Annotated in this window: 12 protein-coding genes and 1 pseudogene; 5 read left to right on the top strand and 8 right to left on the bottom strand. The window is 57.1% G+C overall.

All coding sequences use genetic code 11. From position 1 onward, the window contains the following. The first annotated feature begins 137 nt into the window (after nt 1–137). Nucleotides 138–1,379: a hypothetical protein gene (locus HX830_RS14130; RefSeq protein ID WP_177100820.1), complete on the top strand. Its 1,242-nt coding sequence runs from the start codon at nt 138–140 to the stop codon at nt 1,377–1,379. Nucleotides 1,380–1,808: 429 nt separating this feature from the next. On the opposite strand, the gene HX830_RS14125 is transcribed toward HX830_RS14130, so the two are convergent. Then, nucleotides 1,809–2,696, bottom strand: coding sequence for a hypothetical protein (locus tag HX830_RS14125; protein ID WP_177100818.1), 888 nt, complete (start codon nt 2,694–2,696; stop codon nt 1,809–1,811). Beyond that, nucleotides 2,696–4,888, bottom strand: coding sequence for an AAA family ATPase (locus HX830_RS14120; RefSeq protein ID WP_177100816.1), 2,193 nt, complete (start codon nt 4,886–4,888; stop codon nt 2,696–2,698). The genes HX830_RS14125 and HX830_RS14120 overlap by 1 nt, the downstream gene beginning before the upstream one ends. A 594-nt stretch (nt 4,889–5,482) precedes the next feature. On the opposite strand from HX830_RS14120, the pseudogene HX830_RS14115 reads away from it, so the two are divergent. Next, nucleotides 5,483–6,031, top strand: a pseudogene (locus HX830_RS14115) (ATP-binding protein); the annotation flags it as partial. A 218-nt stretch (nt 6,032–6,249) separates the two neighbouring features. Here HX830_RS14115 and HX830_RS14110 read toward each other — a convergent pair. From HX830_RS14110 to HX830_RS14095, 4 genes are all read right to left on the bottom strand, one after another. Continuing rightward, the gene (locus tag HX830_RS14110; protein ID WP_256350504.1) at nt 6,250–6,879 is read right to left on the bottom strand and encodes an NYN domain-containing protein; all 630 of its coding nucleotides are present in this window, start codon (nt 6,877–6,879) and stop codon (nt 6,250–6,252) included. 215 nt (nt 6,880–7,094) lie between these two features. Beyond that, a complete protein-coding gene (locus HX830_RS14105) occupies nt 7,095–8,309 on the bottom strand; it encodes an aldose 1-epimerase family protein (protein ID WP_152736684.1) in 1,215 nt (404 codons plus the stop codon). Between the two features lie 137 nt (nt 8,310–8,446). Continuing rightward, on the bottom strand, nt 8,447–10,423 hold the full coding sequence (locus HX830_RS14100; protein WP_177100814.1) for a methyl-accepting chemotaxis protein: 1,977 nt from the start codon (nt 10,421–10,423) through the stop codon (nt 8,447–8,449). A 181-nt stretch (nt 10,424–10,604) separates the two neighbouring features. Further along, on the bottom strand, nt 10,605–11,525 hold the full coding sequence (locus HX830_RS14095; RefSeq protein ID WP_103497704.1) for a LysR substrate-binding domain-containing protein: 921 nt from the start codon (nt 11,523–11,525) through the stop codon (nt 10,605–10,607). Nucleotides 11,526–11,677: 152 nt separating this feature from the next. Between HX830_RS14095 and HX830_RS14090 the strand changes: the two genes are divergently transcribed. Further along, nucleotides 11,678–13,081 (top strand): NorM family multidrug efflux MATE transporter, encoded by a 1,404-nt coding sequence (locus tag HX830_RS14090; RefSeq protein ID WP_152736681.1) that lies wholly within the window; start codon nt 11,678–11,680, stop codon nt 13,079–13,081. Nucleotides 13,082–13,105: 24 nt separating this feature from the next. Here the strand turns inward: HX830_RS14090 and HX830_RS14085 are convergent, their stop codons facing one another. After that, entirely contained in the window at nt 13,106–14,776 is a 1,671-nt protein-coding gene (locus HX830_RS14085) for a putative bifunctional diguanylate cyclase/phosphodiesterase (protein WP_177100812.1), read from the bottom strand. A gap of 266 nt (nt 14,777–15,042) precedes the next feature. On the opposite strand from HX830_RS14085, the gene rep reads away from it, so the two are divergent. Then, entirely contained in the window at nt 15,043–17,052 is a 2,010-nt protein-coding gene (gene rep / locus HX830_RS14080; RefSeq protein ID WP_177100810.1) for a DNA helicase Rep, read from the top strand. A 55-nt stretch (nt 17,053–17,107) separates the two neighbouring features. Then, on the top strand, nt 17,108–17,677 hold the full coding sequence (locus HX830_RS14075; RefSeq protein WP_103499758.1) for a xanthine phosphoribosyltransferase: 570 nt from the start codon (nt 17,108–17,110) through the stop codon (nt 17,675–17,677). Nucleotides 17,678–17,691: 14 nt separating this feature from the next. Here HX830_RS14075 and HX830_RS14070 read toward each other — a convergent pair whose 3' ends face one another. Next, nucleotides 17,692–18,360: a response regulator gene (locus HX830_RS14070; protein WP_152736883.1), complete on the bottom strand. Its 669-nt coding sequence runs from the start codon at nt 18,358–18,360 to the stop codon at nt 17,692–17,694. Nucleotides 18,361–18,647 lie beyond the last annotated feature (287 nt).

Below are 18,647 nucleotides of genomic sequence, written 5' to 3'. Positions count from 1 at the left end.
AAGCGGGCGTTGGCGAAAGGCTGCTATCGGTTTTTTTGGGGGGCCAGTCCCATGTCGCCCTAGCGTATCTACACTCTAGGCCTTAAGTCCCAAAATCTAGATTGATGGCTCGTTTCCAAAGAGTCAGGAGAAATGTAGTGCTTTCAATAACCCACCCAATTGTAATGTCGTATATCCATGAGCTGCCGGTAGGCCTGTTGCCGATAATTTTTAAGGGTGACTCATTGCCAAGGCTAGTGGTGAAGGCTAACAAGGAAATTATCCTATCGGCAAAGGTGCGAAAAAGTTTTTCGATACATTTGATCCCGTACGATGTTAATGGGGTTAAATCAGTGGGTTTTATGGCGGCGTTCTTCGATGACCAACAACACCCATTAGTTCTTTCTGGAGCGCTTGCTAAAGAATTGTTAGGGTATGAATTCTGTAAAGTGTTTTTGTCAGAAGAAGTGAATGTACACTTTTTCGACGAGCTTGGGCGTGAAACTCTCGGGTACAAGGCTCGGTTCAAGTCATCAAATATTCATCGGAGTCTATTAGAGCAGTCTGAGATTCCTAGTGCGGAAGGACTTAACCAAAGTGCGATACTGAATGATCTTCGAAGATGGTTTCAGCTGTCTGGGGAACGGGAGGACGAGCAGGCAATAAAAGTTGAATTCATTGAGCCGCTATTTCCCGAAAATTTTGTATTTGCCGACATGCGCGATGAGAGCCACTTGTATCATGGTAGTCCTCCCGTGAGCCACTTCACCCTAGAGCGCAATGAACCGGGAAGCTATCAGGAACAAGAGATAATCGCATTGTTGCAGCGAACGTTCGCACCTGAGGAAATTTATTTTTCACCAAAGCGGTATTACGACAGAGAAGAAGTCTCTGATATTCTGGTGATTACTAATGATAACGTTTTTGTTATACAGGCTAAAGACAGTCCTAACTTGGAAAAAACGATCAATCTTCCAATAGATAGAAAAAAGGCCACTGCACTCAAGGCACTGAAAAAAGCAGCTGCCCAGGTCAAGGGGGCTACGACCTATCTTAGGCGTAGGAAGCCGGCCGTTTTTTTTATCGATGATAAAGAAATAGTGGTGGACCTCGAAGGCAAAGGTTTATACGGCCTGGTGATCATGAAGGAATTGTTTGATGACAGTTATGATGAGTACACGTCGATTTTGATAGGTTTGTATGAGCAAACTCAAGTTCCCACAATTCCGCTTTCGTATAGCGAACTTCATCAGTACACTCGCTTTCTGGCCGGTGATGAAGCATTTCTTGAAGCTTTCATGAAGGTTTTCAACTGGGGGCATAAAACCGGTATGTTTCCTAGACTTCGGGTCATGGCGCCAGGATCGGTGGTCAATGAAGATCCACCACTGCCCTCTTAAATTTGTTCTTTGAGTTCGTAATCAGCTTTGGATCAGTCGGAACCAAAACCAGTGCTAGGATAATTGGCTGTATGGATGGAGCCTGGATAGCCGCCTGAGTTGAGAAACTTGGTGCTTGGCGATAGCGGTAAACCAAAGGTAATTAACGGGCAAATGTTCGGGTAGCTCCAAGCATCGCCTGTAGCACATGCAATGTCCGCTTTTAGCCCATGCTGCTGACCGAGACCGAGATACAGAACAAATTTTTGTCCTCCAAGGTTTTGTTCCCGAAGGCCAGAATTTAAGTCGAAAATAAAAAGCCCGTGTAATGCGGGCCTTCTTATGTATGAAGCTCAGCTAGGCCAGACCAGCACCGACAATCGTACCCAATAACTGCCATACAGATTCGTCTAGGAAACCAGAGGCAATTCAGTTATCGCCCATATTAATTTAATTAGGGGCCACCCATTGATCCAAAAAACGCACGCAATCCTGAACGGATTTGGATTTAGCCAGGTTTTCTGAAGTAAGCATATTTGTTTGATCCAAAATGACACTTAGGCTGCCGCCTGGCTTTTCGCGCTGCCCTTCGACGCATAACGCTGCCTTTAATCGCTTTGCAGCGAGGGCACAAACCTGATCAGGTTTTGCTTGCTTTGCAGCGACCCAGGAAAAGCGCTGATCCAAAAATTCGAACGTTCTCAGTATCGTTTCACTTTCCGACAAGCACTCAAGAGTCAAATCTTCCAATGTCCCTATATCTTGTGACCACTGCCTCCATATATAAGCTGAGACTTCGCCGTTTGTTGTGGACTGTGTAACAGCACGCGTTTCGCCGAACGGGGCCCATTCGACTTTAAGCCATTCTTTATCGCCGATTATAGCCAAGTCTTTTTGGATTTGATCAAGAGCTAGTTTCGAGCCTATCGCGTCAGCATCCGCGAACACGGCATAGCGTACCTTCGCGCTAGCACCATTCGCATCAGGTCCCCCAAAGCTTGACTGGACCGCCAAAAGTTCAAATACATCTGAAAGGAATGGGCCGATTGATTCGCTTCGCCGTGATGCCCCGCCAGAATTGAAAATCATCACCAGTGTTTCGCCTTTTGTCAGCAGGAAATCTGGAAGAAAGAACTTCTTGGCGAGGTCTAACCTTAGATCCTCAGCAGAACGAGTGAGCATGCTCTGGCGAAAAATATTTGAGAATGGGTAAGGGATCTCTGAAATTTTGAGTTGTTTTCTTTCAAAGCCAATAATCCGCCTCAATAAAAGAGCTAGGAATGCCGCGTCATGGGGCCCTTCGCAGAACAATAGGTGAATGTTCGAGAAGCTCGACATCAATTCGCTCCTCGCAAGTCTACATCTCCGATATCCAGCAGGCGCTTGAATTGGGGACCACTGAAATCACGAGTCCGAATACCATCTTCCGTATTCACAACAGCATGACAAGATAAATCATCTTTTGTTGCTATCTCCATTACGAATGCATCAATGCACTCCTTGCTATGGCTGGTGATGAAAACTTGCACATTGAATTTGAGTGCCATCTGATGAATAAATCGCGAAAACGGGCCTATCAAGCTGTAATGCAAGGCGTTTTCAAACTCATCTATCAGAACCACTCCGTGCTGCGCCGAAGCAAACAGTAACGAAAGTAGGAACATTCTTTGTAGACCTTCGCCATAAGAGGACAAATCCACCCCAGCAGGGAATTTGCTATCAATCACCACAAACCGCTGTCTCTCATCCGTCAGTCGAATATCTTCTAACGTCGGAAGCATATGTATCCGCAAGAATTCGAATATTTCCGGCAGGGCCTTAGACTGAACACTCTTGTGATAAAAACCTGAATAGCGATGCGGCTCATTGAAAAAGAATGGGCTGCTAAATACAATAGGGCAAAGTATACGAAGACTGTCAGCATGAGTCTCTCGATCTTGCCCCTTATAGATCCGATTGATTGAGTTAAGTTGATTGCTGCCGAAGGCAGAATTAATCTCCACAGATCCAAGATAACGAGTTCTGTCAAGAGTCGAATCTTCTTCCTGGCGAAGCTGAATTTCTACATTCGTTGCCAGATCGTCGAATATCCCTTCGATAAATAGTTGAGTCTGACCCAATTGTTCGAGCATCCATTCAGGATCCAGTTGATCCGTAGCCACCTTTCCGCGGCGGCGCATTATTTCTATAAGTCCATCGAAATCATTTTGCCTTGTTAATAGATAGATTGCTTCCAGTAAAGATGTCTTTCCGGAGTTGTTGATGCCCGCAATCAAATTAATTCGTGTGAGGCCGGTCATGTGTAGGCCCGCCATACTTCGATAGCATTTCACATGAATTTGAGTGAAGTGGGTATCCACCCGGTCACGGAATACTGCTTTCTGTTCGACGCCACTAAGGCCGATGGTTCTTGCACGATCGATAATGGTTTGTAAACGACCGCGTATACCTTCAAGTTCGGGCAGGTTCTCTGGGCGTATAGTTAACTGACTCAAGGACTTAATGTCAGCTACAACAGAGTTGATAGTGGATTCTTGTCGCTCCCGAAAGACCAAGTCGCTGCTTCGGTATGCACCATTCAGATCGCGGGTTTTCTTAAGATGCTCAAGTGCACGCTCATCCGAAACAACCTTGCCTAGCGTATCGATGTCGTCGCGCTTGGTGATCGCCGGGTCCAAATATTTGTCTCCGTAACCGATCGAACCATCTTCTTCCGGTTCATCCATAGGTTCGCGTGACAGTAGTGAGAAGAAGAAGTCTCGGTTGGCTGTATTGTGACTTTTCCGGTTGAAGTCATCCCATTGCAGCCAATCCTTCAAGGCAGCATTGCGTACTGCATGACGAAAAATGGGGAACATAGCCTCAGTAAACTGATCCCCATAATCGGAGGCCTGGTATTCAGCCACCATCGATAGGGCGCGTAGACCACGGCGTAATTCGACTGTACTAATACCGATGCGGCTGCGTATCTCTCCCTCTGTTAGTCCATGGGTGCTATGCAACGTCTCTAGCAACTTGGCCTGGTTCCACTCCCCCCATTTTTTGTTGCCGCTAATATGCTTGAGCGCCATCAGCGTCAAATGGTGGACCTCATCGGCATCGGAGTACAGAACAACCGGAACCTGGCTAAAAAAATCTGGATCTAGTTCCCCTAGATCGATCCCTTTGGTTTCATACTCCAGTTGCAGAAACTTGAGTGCGGCTATACGTCGATTGCCTTCGATTACTAGATAGCCAGAGCTCGGCAACTCCCGAACTTGGATTTGATCAACTGGTAAGTAACCGTTGGCTTTAAAGCTTTCGATCAAATCTTGGATGTTCTGGTTCCGATCGCCAGTCAGCAAACGCATTGTGCGTTGGGCCACAGTGCGATCCTTTACTTGATCGTCCGGTACCGCTTTCTGGTCTGGCTCGTGAATGATGCGGAAATTGTTCGGGTCGAGGTAAAGGTTGCGTAGGCTGACACGACGCATACTCGCTGTGGCTTTGGAGCTTGCCGGCTCCTGATCAGGAGGTGTCGAGTTGGACATTTTCAGTTTCCTTGAGTGTCATTTCTACAAAGCGCGCCATCTTCAAATGCGCACATGCCCTACCCACGACGCTAGTAGCGACATTTTTCCAGCCATCAATCTAAGGGGTAGTCCTATCCAGTTGTCATAATCGCATCGCCTCATGGATATATCTACTACTGCTCCCCCATGCTGAAGGGAGCGTAACCTTTGGTCTGCGAGGTAATGTCGAGCCTCCGCTTCTGGCCGATTCTGTTGAAAAAGTCGGCCATGGCTTCCACGGCAGAAAAGTACGCGCTTGAGATTGAAATCTTTACATTGAGCAGAGGATTCGGGGGCTTGGATTTCGCGTAGCTGCGCGCAAAAAAGGCATTTTCAGCAGTCAGTACGAGGGCAGTCTAGAAGGACCGACTTTTTCAACAGAATCGGCCGTTTTCTGCCGATCATGGTCACAAAGTGTGCATGGCAAATCTGGTGCAATCGGTGGTCAGCACGAATGCAAATGACTGGTCAGGTCGAATGCAAAGGGGTGGTCAAGTGGAGCGCAATTTCGCACTAGGTAAGGCCAATGGCTAAATTCCATTACCTATGGACATTTTCGGGGCTGATGTCCACGTTTATTCAAGATATCCATGGACGCTTTATGTTCCGTCCAAACCATTGGTTTACGCCGCCTTCAGCGCTTGTCCATTGATATCATGTCGACTGTGCATATGTGGATATCTTGGCGACCCCAGTGGACGTTGCCGCTGCACCCCGGAACAGATCCAGCGCTACAGCAACAAACTCTCCGGCCCGCTGCTGGATCGCATCGACCTGCACCTGACCGTGGCCCGCGAAGCCACGGCGCTCAGCCCCAGCCAGCAAGACGGCGACAACACCGCGCAGGCCGCCGCCAGAGTCGCCGAAGCTCGACAACGTCAGCAACAGCGCCAGGGATGCGCCAACGCGTTTCTCGATTTACCGGCATTGCGCGTGCACTGCAAGTTATCCACAGGCGATGAAAAATGGCTGGAGACAGCGTGCGAACGACTGACGCTTTCTCTGCGGGCAGCCCATCGGCTGCTCAAGGTGGCGCGCACCTTGGCGGATCTGGAGCAGGAGGAAAACATAAGCCGGGAGCATCTGGCCGAAGCGTTGCAGTATCGACCAAGCTCCAGTTAGATAAATCTCTTCTATCCGCTCAGTTGGGAACGCCTGGATCAGAATCCAAGTTTCCAGCAATAGCCATCTCTGCATAGACCTTCTGCTGGCCTATGCCCAAACACTTCTCCCACCAATCAGGGGGATTTGAAACGACCTCCCCCGTCACGTCTCGAATTATTTTGACCAGATCATATGATCGAAGCCCATCAACGTGTTCACTCAAACTACGGCTCGTGTTAGCCCACATGGGATCCATGTATAAAATCGATACCTTTCATACGCGCCAACTTAGCGGCAGGAACAAAATCAGAATCTCCAGCAACCAATATGACAACGTCCACCAACTTGTCGAGAGTGAGTGTTGTTATATCCATCCCAAGCTTCGTATCAACTGCTTTCTGCTGAACCTTGTAATGAAAATCGCCGTTCGTCAGTTCTGCCCATTGCCGTGCCCCCCTAAGCAGATCCTTCAGAGTATGGGCGTTAAGCTGCCATTCCCCGGTTTTAGCCAACTCTCCCAGACGCAACGCGGTCTTTCGGCTTGATCGCAGATGATCGTGCAGATCCCGCCGAAGCTGGTAAGGCGGATGGCTTTTGAAATTCAAATGATCTGCCGAGGTTTGTCCTTCCGATGCTATTGGCAGACGCACCTGATTTGACGGTGGCGGACAATCGTAATAGTAAACCCGGTACAGCTCTCGGGTTGCAGTTCGTGAGTCTTCAATATGAAGCCGAACGATTTTTCTGATAACTCGCGCTAATTGCTCCGCAGTAATAGAAAAATCTTTCCTAAAGTATTTTCGAATAAAAAACATGATTCTCTGGAAGAAGAATCCTCCGTCAATGAGGACGGCTGTTCGCTTCATTGGCTTTCTCCAGGCAAAAAAAAGCCCAGGACCGCTGGGCAGGTTCTAACTATTGCCTGCGCGCTGTACTGGGCTGTTGATCGAATAATATTCGCCTATGACGAAACAGTCAAACCAATGTCATATGCTGTTTCAAAACTCAGTGACAACAGGAATATCACGCGAACAAGGTCTGACCGACACACCACACCATCGGCCAACCCATCCCCTCCAGGTTATTCCTTGCTCAAATCCACCAACGGCGTGCCCCGCACCTCCGTCTTGCGCCCGTCCTGAATCTGCGTCACCCGCTGCACCGCCTTATCCACAGCCGCCTTGTCCGCCAGCAGGCTGTAGCTGATCTGGAACTGGCGTTTCTGCCCGGCCTCGATGGTCGGCACCAGCCCCAGCGGACGCTGGTAATGGCGGTTATAGGAGAAGCTGGTCCCCGGCTCCAGCCCGGTAACATAACCCTGCCCCTGGGTATCGGTGTTTTTCCACAGGGAGAACACCGGCAACTGTTGGGTATTGAACCCGAGCGAAACCCCGAGACTGCCGGCCTTGTTGTGCAACACCGCCAAGGTGTCGCCCTTGGCATCGGCATACGGCACGACGTTGTAGACGGTCTCGTCATAGTCCTTGGTCGGCGCGCGATAGGTCTGCCAGTCCGGCAGGTCGCCCTTGGCCTTGTCGTTGAATGGCGAGACCTGCTTCACCGGCGCCACGAAACGCGCGCCCTGCTCCAGGAACGGAGTGCTGAAGTTGCTGTGGTACAGCGCCTGGTATTCCTTCGGATAGTCGCCGTTGTTGGTCAGCGTGTCGTTGAGCGCAAAGCTCACGCTCCCAGGCACCGTCGACAGTTCGGTGACCACCGAGAAGTCGACTTTCTTGAACGCTTGCTCCTTCAGCTCGCCTTGCAAACGAATGGCATAAGGCGGCTTCTCATCGATATGCAACGTGACCTTGCTGGCCGGAATATTCGCCGCCCGCCCGTGCAAGGTGAGCAGTTCACCGTTATCGAGCCCCGGATGCCCGACCCACTCATAGCCGCAACGCACCACCAACTCGTTGAAGCCCTCCAGCCAGCCCAGGCCGCCACGGCCGTTGAGCTCGATAAAGGCCGGGTTGACCACTTCCTTGACCGGCGAGTCCCAGCCCAGGCGCACATTGCCCACGGACGCGTGCAGGACGTTCATGCCCCGCGTCGGGACCACCGAGAGTTTCATCGTGCCGTTGTCGATATCGACGATGCTGACCCCTTCCTGGCGGCCGCCATGCAAGGTGCGCATCGTCACGGAAAAAGGTTTGTCGGTCTTGATCCCCAGTTGTTGGCTGGTGATCTGCCGGTTCTGCGCGGGCGTGTCGCTGTCGAGCAGCACGTAGTCCCAGGCCATGGCGTGGGAAGCAGCGGTCAGGGCGGTGACACCGAAGAGCAAGCGGAGGGAAGTCATGGGCGGTCCTTGTTGGAATTGTCCGACTTTTATAGCGCTGATGAAACGATTCAGCAAGTCGACCAGAAAAATTCCCGTCAGCTCGATGAGCGCATGTACTACCACCCGTATTTCAGCGCCTGTGACGAGGCGCCGCCTCAGCGAAACTGATCCACTTCCTGGCGCAGCTCCGTAGCCAGGGTCTCCAGCTCCCGGGCCGTGAGCGCCAGGTTGGAGACGACTTCGCGCTGCTCGCTATTGGCCAGGGCAATACCCTGCAGGTTGCCGCTGAGCTGGGTCGCGGTGTTGCTCTGCTCCTGCGTTGCGCTGGTGATGACGGCGAACTGCTGCCCGGCCGACCGGCTCTGCTCGTCGATCTGCGCCAGGGCCGACGCCACATTGGCATTGCGTGACAGGCCTTCCTGCATCAGCCGATTGCCCTCTTCCATGGTGCTGATGGCGTGGCCGGTCTGTTGCTGGATGCTCTGGATCATTCCGGAAATCTGGTCGGTGGCTTCACGGGTACGCCCCGCCAGGCTGCGCACCTCATCGGCCACCACGGCAAAGCCGCGACCTTGCTCGCCGGCGCGGGCCGCTTCGATAGCCGCGTTCAGCGCCAGCAGGTTGGTCTGGTCGGCAATCGAGGTGATCACCCCGACAATCCCGCCGATCTCCTCGGAACGTTGCCCCAGGGCGTTGATCACCTCTGCCGTGCCACCGAGGGAGCCGGCGATCTGCTCCAGGGAGGCCGAAGCCTCCTCCATGGCGGTGCGACCGATTCGTGTCTGCCGGGCATTTTCCTGGGCCAGCCGTTCGGTATTGCCCATGTTGTCGGCGATATTCAGCGAGGTGGCACTGAACTGCTCCACGGCACCGGCCATGCTGCTGATCTCGCCGGATTGCTGCTCGATCCCTTCATAGGCTCCGCCAGACAAACCGGTGAGCACATGGGCACGTGCGCTGACCTCGGCAGCCGCCTTGCGGATGTGCTCGACCATCGAGGACAGCGCCTGCCCCATCTGGTTGAAACTCTCGGCCAACTGGCCGATCTCGTCATGGCTGGACACGTTCAACCGTACACTCAAATCCCCCGCCCCCAGGGCTTGCGCCTGGCGTACCAGGTCGCCCAGGGGCCGCAACTTGCTGCGCAGCAGCCAGATCGCCGCGCCGACGGCCAGCAGCATCGCCAGCAGGCTGCCGATCACCAGTTGAATGCCGACGCTCCAGGTCACGGCGCGGATCTCGGCCTTGGGCATGCTCGCCACCACGGTCCACGGCCCGCCGTCAAAGGTCGCCGCGACGCTGTAGAAGTCCTCGTTCTTGTCACTCCAGAAGCGCCCGTGGCCCGGTTGCCGGAGCAGATCGACAATCACCGGGACCGCCTGTGCAGGGTCCGTCACCCCAGCTGGCGGCACCAGCCAATGCTTCTGCTCATCGAGCAAGGCCAGGGAGCCGGCCGTGCCGATACGGAAGCGCTTGAGGTTGTCGAACTGGGCATTCTGCGCATCGGTGTAGTCGAAACCGACGAACAGCACCGCGATCACCTTGCCGCCGGCATCGCGTACCGGTGTGTACTGGGTCATGTAGGATCGGTCGAACAGCAGCGCCCGCCCGACGTACGCCTGGCCCGCCAGCAAACGCTGGTAGGCCGGATGCTGGTGATCGAGCAAGGTGCCGATGGCGCGACTGCCGTCCTGCTTGGTCAGGGAAGTGCTGACCCGGACGAAGTCCTCTCCACTGCGCACGAACAGGGTCGCGACACCCGCGGACATCTGTTTGAACGCATCCACCTCGGTAAAGTTGTTGTTCAGCAGTTCATTGCCCAGGTACAAGCCCGGAGCTTGCACGCTGCCCACGGCGATCATTTGCTCGGGGCGCACGCTCATGCCACTGCTGAAACGCTTTTCGAACAACCCACTCAGGCGCTGGGTACTGTCGCGCAGGGTGCTGTGGAAAGTGTTCAGTTGATCAGCGAGCAAACGCGCTTCACTGGCCAGGTGCTCTTCACGGGTGTCGAGGTTGGCGGAATCCAGCGAACGCAGGGCAAACACGGTGCTGCCACTGATCACCAACGCCAGGATAACGGCGAGTGCCAGCCCCAGTTGCGAGGCGATTCGAGCACGGGGTCGAGACATGGTACGGCTCCTGACCGGGCGGCGAATCCTGTGGAGACTGTCAGACCGCGCGGAAACATTTCCAATGAACAAAGTATGAGCAAACCGTTTTTTGACGCCGGTTCCCTGTCGGTAGATTCGGCGGCACCGACGAATACTTGAGTCATTTGGGCGGATATCAGTGGCCACCAAAAACAGCGTATCAGCCCAGACGCTCGACTTCAGGCAAGACCATGGCCGCGACCTCACCCTGGAGGAAATCACTGAGCCGCCGCAGACGCTCCCCACCCGGTCGGGTTTTCGGCCAGACCAGGTAATATTTCTCACCGCTGTCGACGGCGGTCGGCCACGGCAAACTCAGACGCCCCTGGGCCACATCCTCGGCCACCATCAGCAAGTCGCCCATGGAAACCCCATAACCCCGCGCAGCGGCAATCATCCCCAGCTCCAGGGTATCGAACAGTTGGCCGCCCTTGAGGGAGACCCGTTCGGACAGACCCATGCGCCCCAGCCAACTGCGCCAGTCGCGCCGATCGGGCGTCGGGTGCAGCAGCTCGACGCTGGCCAGACGCTCGGCATCCCAAGGCTGCTCATTGAGCAGCGTAGGTGCTCCCACCGGAATCAACCACTCGGAAAACAGGTAGCTGGCCTCCCAGTCGGGCGGGAAATGGCCGTTGCTGAGCAGCACCGCACAATCGAACGGCTCCTGGTTGAAGTCCACGCTGTCGATATCCATCCAGGCGCTGGTGAGCTGCACCTCATTGCCTTGCTGCAAATGCCGGAAGCGGCTCAGCCGCGCCAGCAGCCAACGCATGGTCAGGGTCGAAGGGGCCTTCATGCGCAGGATGTCGTCTTCGGCGCGCAAGGTATTGCAGGCCCGCTCCAGGGCACCGAAGCCCTCGCGGATACCCGGCAGCAGCAAACGCGCGGATTCGGTCAGTTGCAGATTGCGCCCGTTGCGCTGGAACAGCCGGCAGGCGAAGTGCTCTTCGAGCGTACGAATATGTCGGCTGACCGCACTCTGGGTAATCGACAGTTCCTCCGCCGCCCGGGTAAACGAGCTATGGCGTGCCGCCGCTTCGAAAGCGCGCAAGGCATACAAGGGAGGCAGACGACGGGACATGGGAAGCGCTCCGATAACGCAATGCGCCAACCCTAGCAGAAAGCGCCTTGCATGAGTTTTTATCATGCGAGCAATCGGTTTTATCCCTTTGTGCAAATGCCCGGGAACCCTGAGAATCAACGGTCCTCACTGCCTTGCACCTGTCGAGCCTGATGATCATGAAGCATTCAGCACGCACCGAACTCTGGGCCATCCTGCGGCTGTCCGGGCCGCTGATCGCCTCGCAGTTGGCGCATATGCTGATGGTGCTGACCGACACCCTGATGATGGCCCGGCTCAGCCCCGAGGCCCTGGCCGGCGGCGGCCTGGGGGCGGCGAGTTATTCGTTCGTGTCAATTTTCTGCATTGGCGTGATCGCGGCGGTCGGCACCCTGGTCTCCATTCGCCAGGGCGCCGGCGATATCGAAGGCGCCACCCGCCTGACCCAGGCCGGGCTCTGGCTGGCCTGGGCAATGGCCCTGCTCGCCGGCCTGCTGCTGTGGAACCTCAAGCCGGTGCTGCTGATGTTCGGCCAGACGCCGAGCAACGTGCACGCCGCCACGCAGTTCCTGACCGTGCTGCCGTTCGCCCTGCCCGGCTACCTGAGCTTCATGGCCCTGCGTGGTTTCACCAGCGCCCTGGGCCGCGCCACCCCGGTGATGGTGATCAGCCTGTGCGGGACCCTGGCCAACTTTGCCCTCAACTACGCCCTGATCACCGGGATGTTCGGCCTGCCCAAGCTGGGCCTGGTTGGGATCGGCCTGGTCACCGCCCTGGTCGCCAGCTGCATGGCCCTGGCGCTGGCCTGGCATATCAAACGGCATCCGGCGTACCGCAACTACCCTTTGCTGCGGGGCCTGTCGCGACCCAACTGGCAGTATCTGCGCGAGCTCTGGCGCCTGGGCCTGCCGATTGGCGGCACCTATGCCGTGGAAGTCGGCTTGTTCGCCTTTGCCGCGCTGTGCATGGGCACCATGGGCAGCACGCAACTGGCGGCGCACCAGATCGCCCTGCAGATCGTTTCGGCGGCGTTTATGGTACCGGCGGGGATTTCCTACGCCATCACCCTGCGCATCGGCCTGCACTATGGTGCCGGGCAATTGCTCGACGCACGCCTGGCCGGCCGGGTCGGTATCGCCTTCGGCGCGGCCGCCATGCTGGCCTTTGCCGCGCTGTTCTGGCTGGCACCGAATCAATTGGTCGGGCTGTTCCTGGATCGCAACGACCCGGCGTTCCAACCGGTCATCGAACTGGCCGTCAGGCTGCTGGCGGTGGCCGCCTGGTTCGAGCTGTTCGACGGCACCCAGACCATTGCCATGGGCGCGATCCGGGGCCTGAAAGACGCCAAGACCACCTTCCTCGTCGGTCTTGCCTGCTACTGGCTGATCGGCGCTCCGGCGGCGTGGTTGCTGGCGTTCGACTTCAACGGCGGACCGACCGGTGTCTGGTGGGGCCTGGCGCTGGGCCTGGCCTGCTCGGCGGTGAGCCTGACACTGGCATTTGAATGGCGGATGAAGCGGATGCTCGGACGCCATACGGCGCAAAGCCCACAGCCTGGCGTCATGGATGCAGCCTGAGTCGACAGGCTGCCTCCAGCGGCGTCAAACCACTTCCTGCACCGCCGGCTGAGCGGCGTCAAAGATCAGGTATTCCACCAGTTCAGCCAGCGGCAACGGCTTGCTGATCAGGTAACCCTGGACCTGGTCGCAACCGAACTCACGCAGCAAAGCCAGTTGCCCTGGCGTTTCCACCCCTTCGGCCACCACTTCCAGATGAAGGTTGTGGGCCAGGTTGACCATGGCATGCACCAACTTGCGGTTTTCTTCGCGCTGCTCCATGCCGCCGACAAAACTCATGTCCACCTTGAGCAAGGCAATCGGCAGGCTGTTGAGGTGCACGAAGGAGGAGAACCCGGTGCCGAAGTCGTCCAGGGAAAAACGCACCCCCAGCCGCCTCAGGGCATCCATGGTCTGCTTGACCAGGTCGCTGCGGCGCATCACCGCGGTTTCGGTGAGTTCAAATTCCAGCCATTGCGCCTCGACACCGCGCTCGTTAATCAGCCGGCTCAAGGTCGGCAGCAACTGGCTGTCCTGGAACTGCCGGAACGACAGGTTGACCGCCATGTGCAACGGCGCCAGGCCGCGCTCGCGCAGGGCCTGCATATCCCGCAGCGCCCGGGAAATCACCCAGTAGCCCAACGGCACGATCAGGCCGCTTTGTTCGGCCAGGGGCACGAACTCGCTGGGCGGCAACAACCCGCGCTCGCCATGGCGCCAGCGTACCAGGGCTTCGAGCCCAACGATCTTGCCGCTGCCCAGATCGAGGCGCGGCTGGTAGTGCAATTCCAGTTCATCGCGGCGCAGGGCCCGGCGCAGTTCGCTTTCCAAGTCGGCGAGGCTGCGGGCGTTGCGATTGATCCGCTCATTGAAGATATGAAAGGTGCAGCCCTGGGTGCTCTTGGCCTGCTGCATGGCGATATGCGCATGCCACATCAACGGGTCGGCCCCGGCGTTGGCACGGGTATGGGCGATGCCCAGGCTGCAACCGATCAGCAGGCTCTCGCCGTCGACCCAGTAAGGTTCGGCCATGGCCTCGACAATCCGTTCGGCCACCCTCTCGGCCCGTTGGGGCGCGCGACGGGTGTCGATCAGCAGGGCGAATTCATCGCTGCCCAGGCGCGCCAGCTGGTCACCGGCCTCGAGCTGGCTCTTGAGCCGCGCGACCACCTGCAGGATCAGCCGGTCGCCGGCCTGGTGACCCAGGGCGTCGTTGGCATGGCGGAAATTGTCCAGGTCCAGGTGCCCGAGGGCCAGGCCGCGCCCTTCGTTCTCGGCCAACCGCGCCGCCAGCAGGGTCTGGAACCCCTGGCGATTGGCGATACCGGTCAGCGGATCCTGCTCGGCCAGGCGTTGCAAGGTGTTTTCCAGCACGCCCCGTTCCCGCACATGGCGCAGGCAGCGGCGCAAGGTCGGCGCATCGAGGCCCTGGCGAACCAGCCAGTCACTGACGCCCAACGGCGCGATCAAGGGTTCTTCGTCCAGCAACAGGATGGTCGGCAGGTGGCAGCGTCCCGGCGCCGGCTGCAGGTTCGGCACCGTCAACAACAGCGCCGTGCGGTCTGCCTCAAACAGGCGGCTGACCACCTCCCAGGATGGCGCATGGATCAGCACGGCCGAATCTCCCAACGGAGCCAGACACTCGCGCAACAAGGCAGCCCACTCCGGCTCATCGGCCAGTAGCAGCAAACGCAAGGGTTCCACAGGCGTAGACAAGCTGACTCCCTAGACTCTGCAAATAACGTTGACGATCAACATTGCGACACGCTTCGGGGCGACTTTAAATACGAGTGATTATCAAGTGCTTCGTTGTGTAACACAAAGGTGAACAATAGCTGTAATTCCGCCGCGCATCCTGCGTGAAAGTAACAAAACCGGCAAATTTAGATAGCGCGGCACGTCACAGTGTCGGAGAGTCGCGGCAGAATCCCTCCAGCCTGTTAAAATGCCCGCCCTTTTCGCAACAGACTCCTGACTCCGTCATGTCCCGACTCAATCCCCGGCAGCAAGAAGCCGTGAACTACGTCGGCGGCCCTCTTTTGGTGCTCGCCGGCGCCGGCTCCGGCAAGACCAGCGTGATCACCCGCAAGATCGCCCATCTGATCCAGAACTGCGGCATCCGCGCCCAGTACATCGTCGCCATGACCTTCACCAACAAGGCCGCGCGGGAAATGAAGGAACGCGTCGGCACCCTGCTCAAGGGCGGCGAAGGCCGTGGCCTGACGGTGTCGACCTTCCACAACCTGGGGCTGAACATCATCCGCAAGGAGCATGCGCGGCTGGGCTACAAGCCGGGTTTCTCGATCTTCGACGAGGCCGACGTCAAGGCCCTGATGACCGACATCATGCAGAAGGAATACTCGGGCGACGACGGCGTCGACGAGATCAAGAACATGATCGGCTCCTGGAAAAACGACCTGATCCTGCCGCCCCAGGCCCTGGAGAATGCACGCAATCCCAAGGAACAGACCGCCGCCATCGTCTACACCCACTACCAACGCACGCTCAAGGCGTTCAACGCGGTGGACTTCGACGACCTGATCCTGCTGCCGGTGAAGCTGTTCGAGGAACATGCCGACATCCTCGAAAAGTGGCAGAACAAGGTCCGCTACCTGCTGGTGGACGAATACCAGGACACCAACGCCAGCCAGTACCTGCTGGTGAAAATGCTCATCGGCACACGCAACCAGTTCACCGTGGTCGGCGACGACGACCAGTCGATCTATGCCTGGCGCGGCGCGCGGCCGGAAAACCTGATGCTGCTCAAGGACGACTACCCGTCCCTGAAAGTGGTGATGCTGGAGCAGAACTACCGCTCCACCAGCCGTATCCTGCGCTGCGCCAACGTGCTGATCTCGAACAACCCCCACGAATTCGAGAAGCAGTTGTGGAGCGAAATGGGCCACGGCGACGAGATCCGCGTGATCCGTTGCCGCAACGAGGACGCCGAGGCCGAACGCGTGGCCATGGAAATCCTCAGCCTGCACCTGCGCACCGACCGGCCCTATAGCGATTTCGCCATCCTCTACCGGGGCAACTACCAGGCCAAGCTGATCGAGCTGAAGCTGCAACACCACCAGATTCCCTATCGCCTGTCGGGGGGCAACAGCTTTTTCGGCCGCCAAGAAGTCAAGGACCTGATGGCCTACTTCCGCCTGATCGTGAACCCGGACGACGACAACGCCTTCCTGCGGGTGATCAACGTCCCACGCCGGGAGATCGGTTCGACCACCCTGGAAAAACTCGGCAACTACGCCACCGAACGCAAGATCTCGATGTACGCCGCCACCGACGAAATCGGCCTGGGCGAACACCTGGACAGCCGCTTCACCGACCGCCTGGCGCGCTTCAAGCGCTTTATGGACCGGGTGCGCGAGCAGTGCGCCGGCGAAGACCCGATTGCCGCCCTGCGCAGCATGGTCATGGACATCGACTACGAGAACTGGCTGCGCACCAACAGCTCCAGCGACAAGGCCGCGGACTACCGGATGGGCAACGTCTGGTTCCTGATCGAAGCGCTGAAGAACACCCTGGAAAAAGACGAAGACGGCGATATGACCGTCGAGGATGCCATCGGCAAGCTGGTACTGCGGGACATGCTCGAGCGCCAGCAGGAAGAAGAGGAAGGCGCCGAGGGCGTGCAGATGATGACCCTGCATGCATCCAAGGGGCTGGAATTCCCCTACGTGTTCATCATGGGCATGGAGGAGGAAATTCTTCCACATCGCTCCAGCATCGAAGCCGACACCATCGAGGAAGAACGGCGCCTGGCCTACGTCGGCATTACCCGTGCCCGTCAGACCCTGGCCTTCACCTTTGCCGCCAAGCGCAAGCAGTACGGCGAGGTCATCGACTGCGCGCCGAGCCGTTTCCTCGATGAGTTGCCACCGGACGACCTGGCCTGGGAAGGCAACGACGACACGCCAACCGAAGTGAAAGCCGTACGCGGCAATTCGGCGTTGGCGGATATACGCGCGATGTTAAAGCGCTAGAATTGAGCATTTTTTAATCTATCTTCAGCGCAAAAGCGCTATTCGAGGACGTTCCGTGGAAGCACTGCACAAGAAAATTCGCGAAGAAGGCATCGTGCTTTCCGATCAGGTCCTGAAGGTCGACGCCTTCCTGAACCACCAGATCGACCCGCAGTTGATGAAACTGATCGGTGACGAATTCGCCGCGCTGTTCGCCGACTCGGGCATTACCAAGATCGTCACCATCGAGGCCTCGGGGATTGCCCCGGCGATCATGACCGGGCTGAACCTCGGCGTGCCGGTGATTTTCGCCCGCAAGCACCAGTCCCTGACCCTGACGGAAAACCTGCTGTCGGCAACGGTGTATTCCTTCACCAAGCAGGTGGAAAACACCGTGGCGATTTCCCCGCGCCATCTGACCAGCAGCGACCGTGTGCTGATCATCGATGACTTCCTGGCCAACGGCAAAGCGTCCCAGGCGCTGATCTCGATCATCAAGCAGGCCGGCGCGACCGTGGCCGGCCTGGGCATCGTCATCGAGAAATCCTTCCAGGGCGGCCGCGCCGAGCTGGATGCCCAGGGTTATCGCGTGGAATCCCTGGCCCGGGTCAAGTCCCTGGCCGGTGGGGTCGTCAGCTTTCTCTGAGCCGAGCCCGGATATCAGAGGCCTATCGCGCTCGAGTCCCGCAGCGAACCGGATAACTTGAACAGTTCGCTGTCGGTCTTGATCCCCAGCTTGCGGTAGGCCGACTGTTTCTGCGTGCTGATGGTATTGGCGCTGCGGGAGAACTTGGCGGCAATCCCGTTCACCGACATGCCATCCAGGAAGCAGCGCAACACTTCCCGCTCCCGCGGCGAAAGAATCTCATCGTGCGCACAGCCGCACGTGCGCTCGGCGGCGACCGACACCTTGCACAACGCCGCCTCCGACACCCCCACCTCCCGGGCCATGGCCGGGTGCAGGTAGATCTTGCCGCGGGCCACGGTACGGATGGCGGCCGCCAGTTCGTCCAGGCGCTGGGACTTGCCGAAGAAGCCCCAGCTTCCCGCCTGCAGCGCCAGCGACACGGTCGCCGGCGTGTATTGCGCCGACAGCACCAGGGTCCGGCACTCGGGATAACGCACCCGCAGCGCGCGGATCAGGTTGACGCCATCGATCTCCAGCGGCCCGAGCATGAAATCGACGACCACGACATCGGGCCGTCGCTGGGCCAGCGCGGCGAACAGTTCCCCACTCGTGGAAAAGGAACCGATGATCTCGAGATCGGACTCCTTGGATAACCACAAGGCCGTGCCAACCCTAATCACCTCATGGTCGTCCAGCAGCATGACGGTGCGGGGACCAGGAACTACGTAACTCATGGGATCAAACCTCCTGAACGATGAAAGCCAGGCCGGCAACGGGAGGGGCCCGGCTAAGACCTACAGAACTTTCAGACTTATAGCAGCCAGCACCGGGAGCACAAACGACAAACCATTCGAGAAATCACGAAACTGCCCAGGTTCGAGTTATCTCGATATGTCGGAAGTTTGGTTTGCACGAGAGTGATAACCCTCATCCGACAGGCTAGTACCTTCCCTGCCAGCCTATCGGAAGAGACATCAACTGAAACCAT

It is taken from the genome of Pseudomonas gingeri, from assembly GCF_013385425.1.
Lineage (GTDB): Bacteria > Pseudomonadota > Gammaproteobacteria > Pseudomonadales > Pseudomonadaceae > Aquipseudomonas > Aquipseudomonas gingeri_D.
The sequence above is the reverse complement of the archived record's forward strand: the minus strand, read 5'-3'. Positions and strand labels throughout refer to the sequence as shown.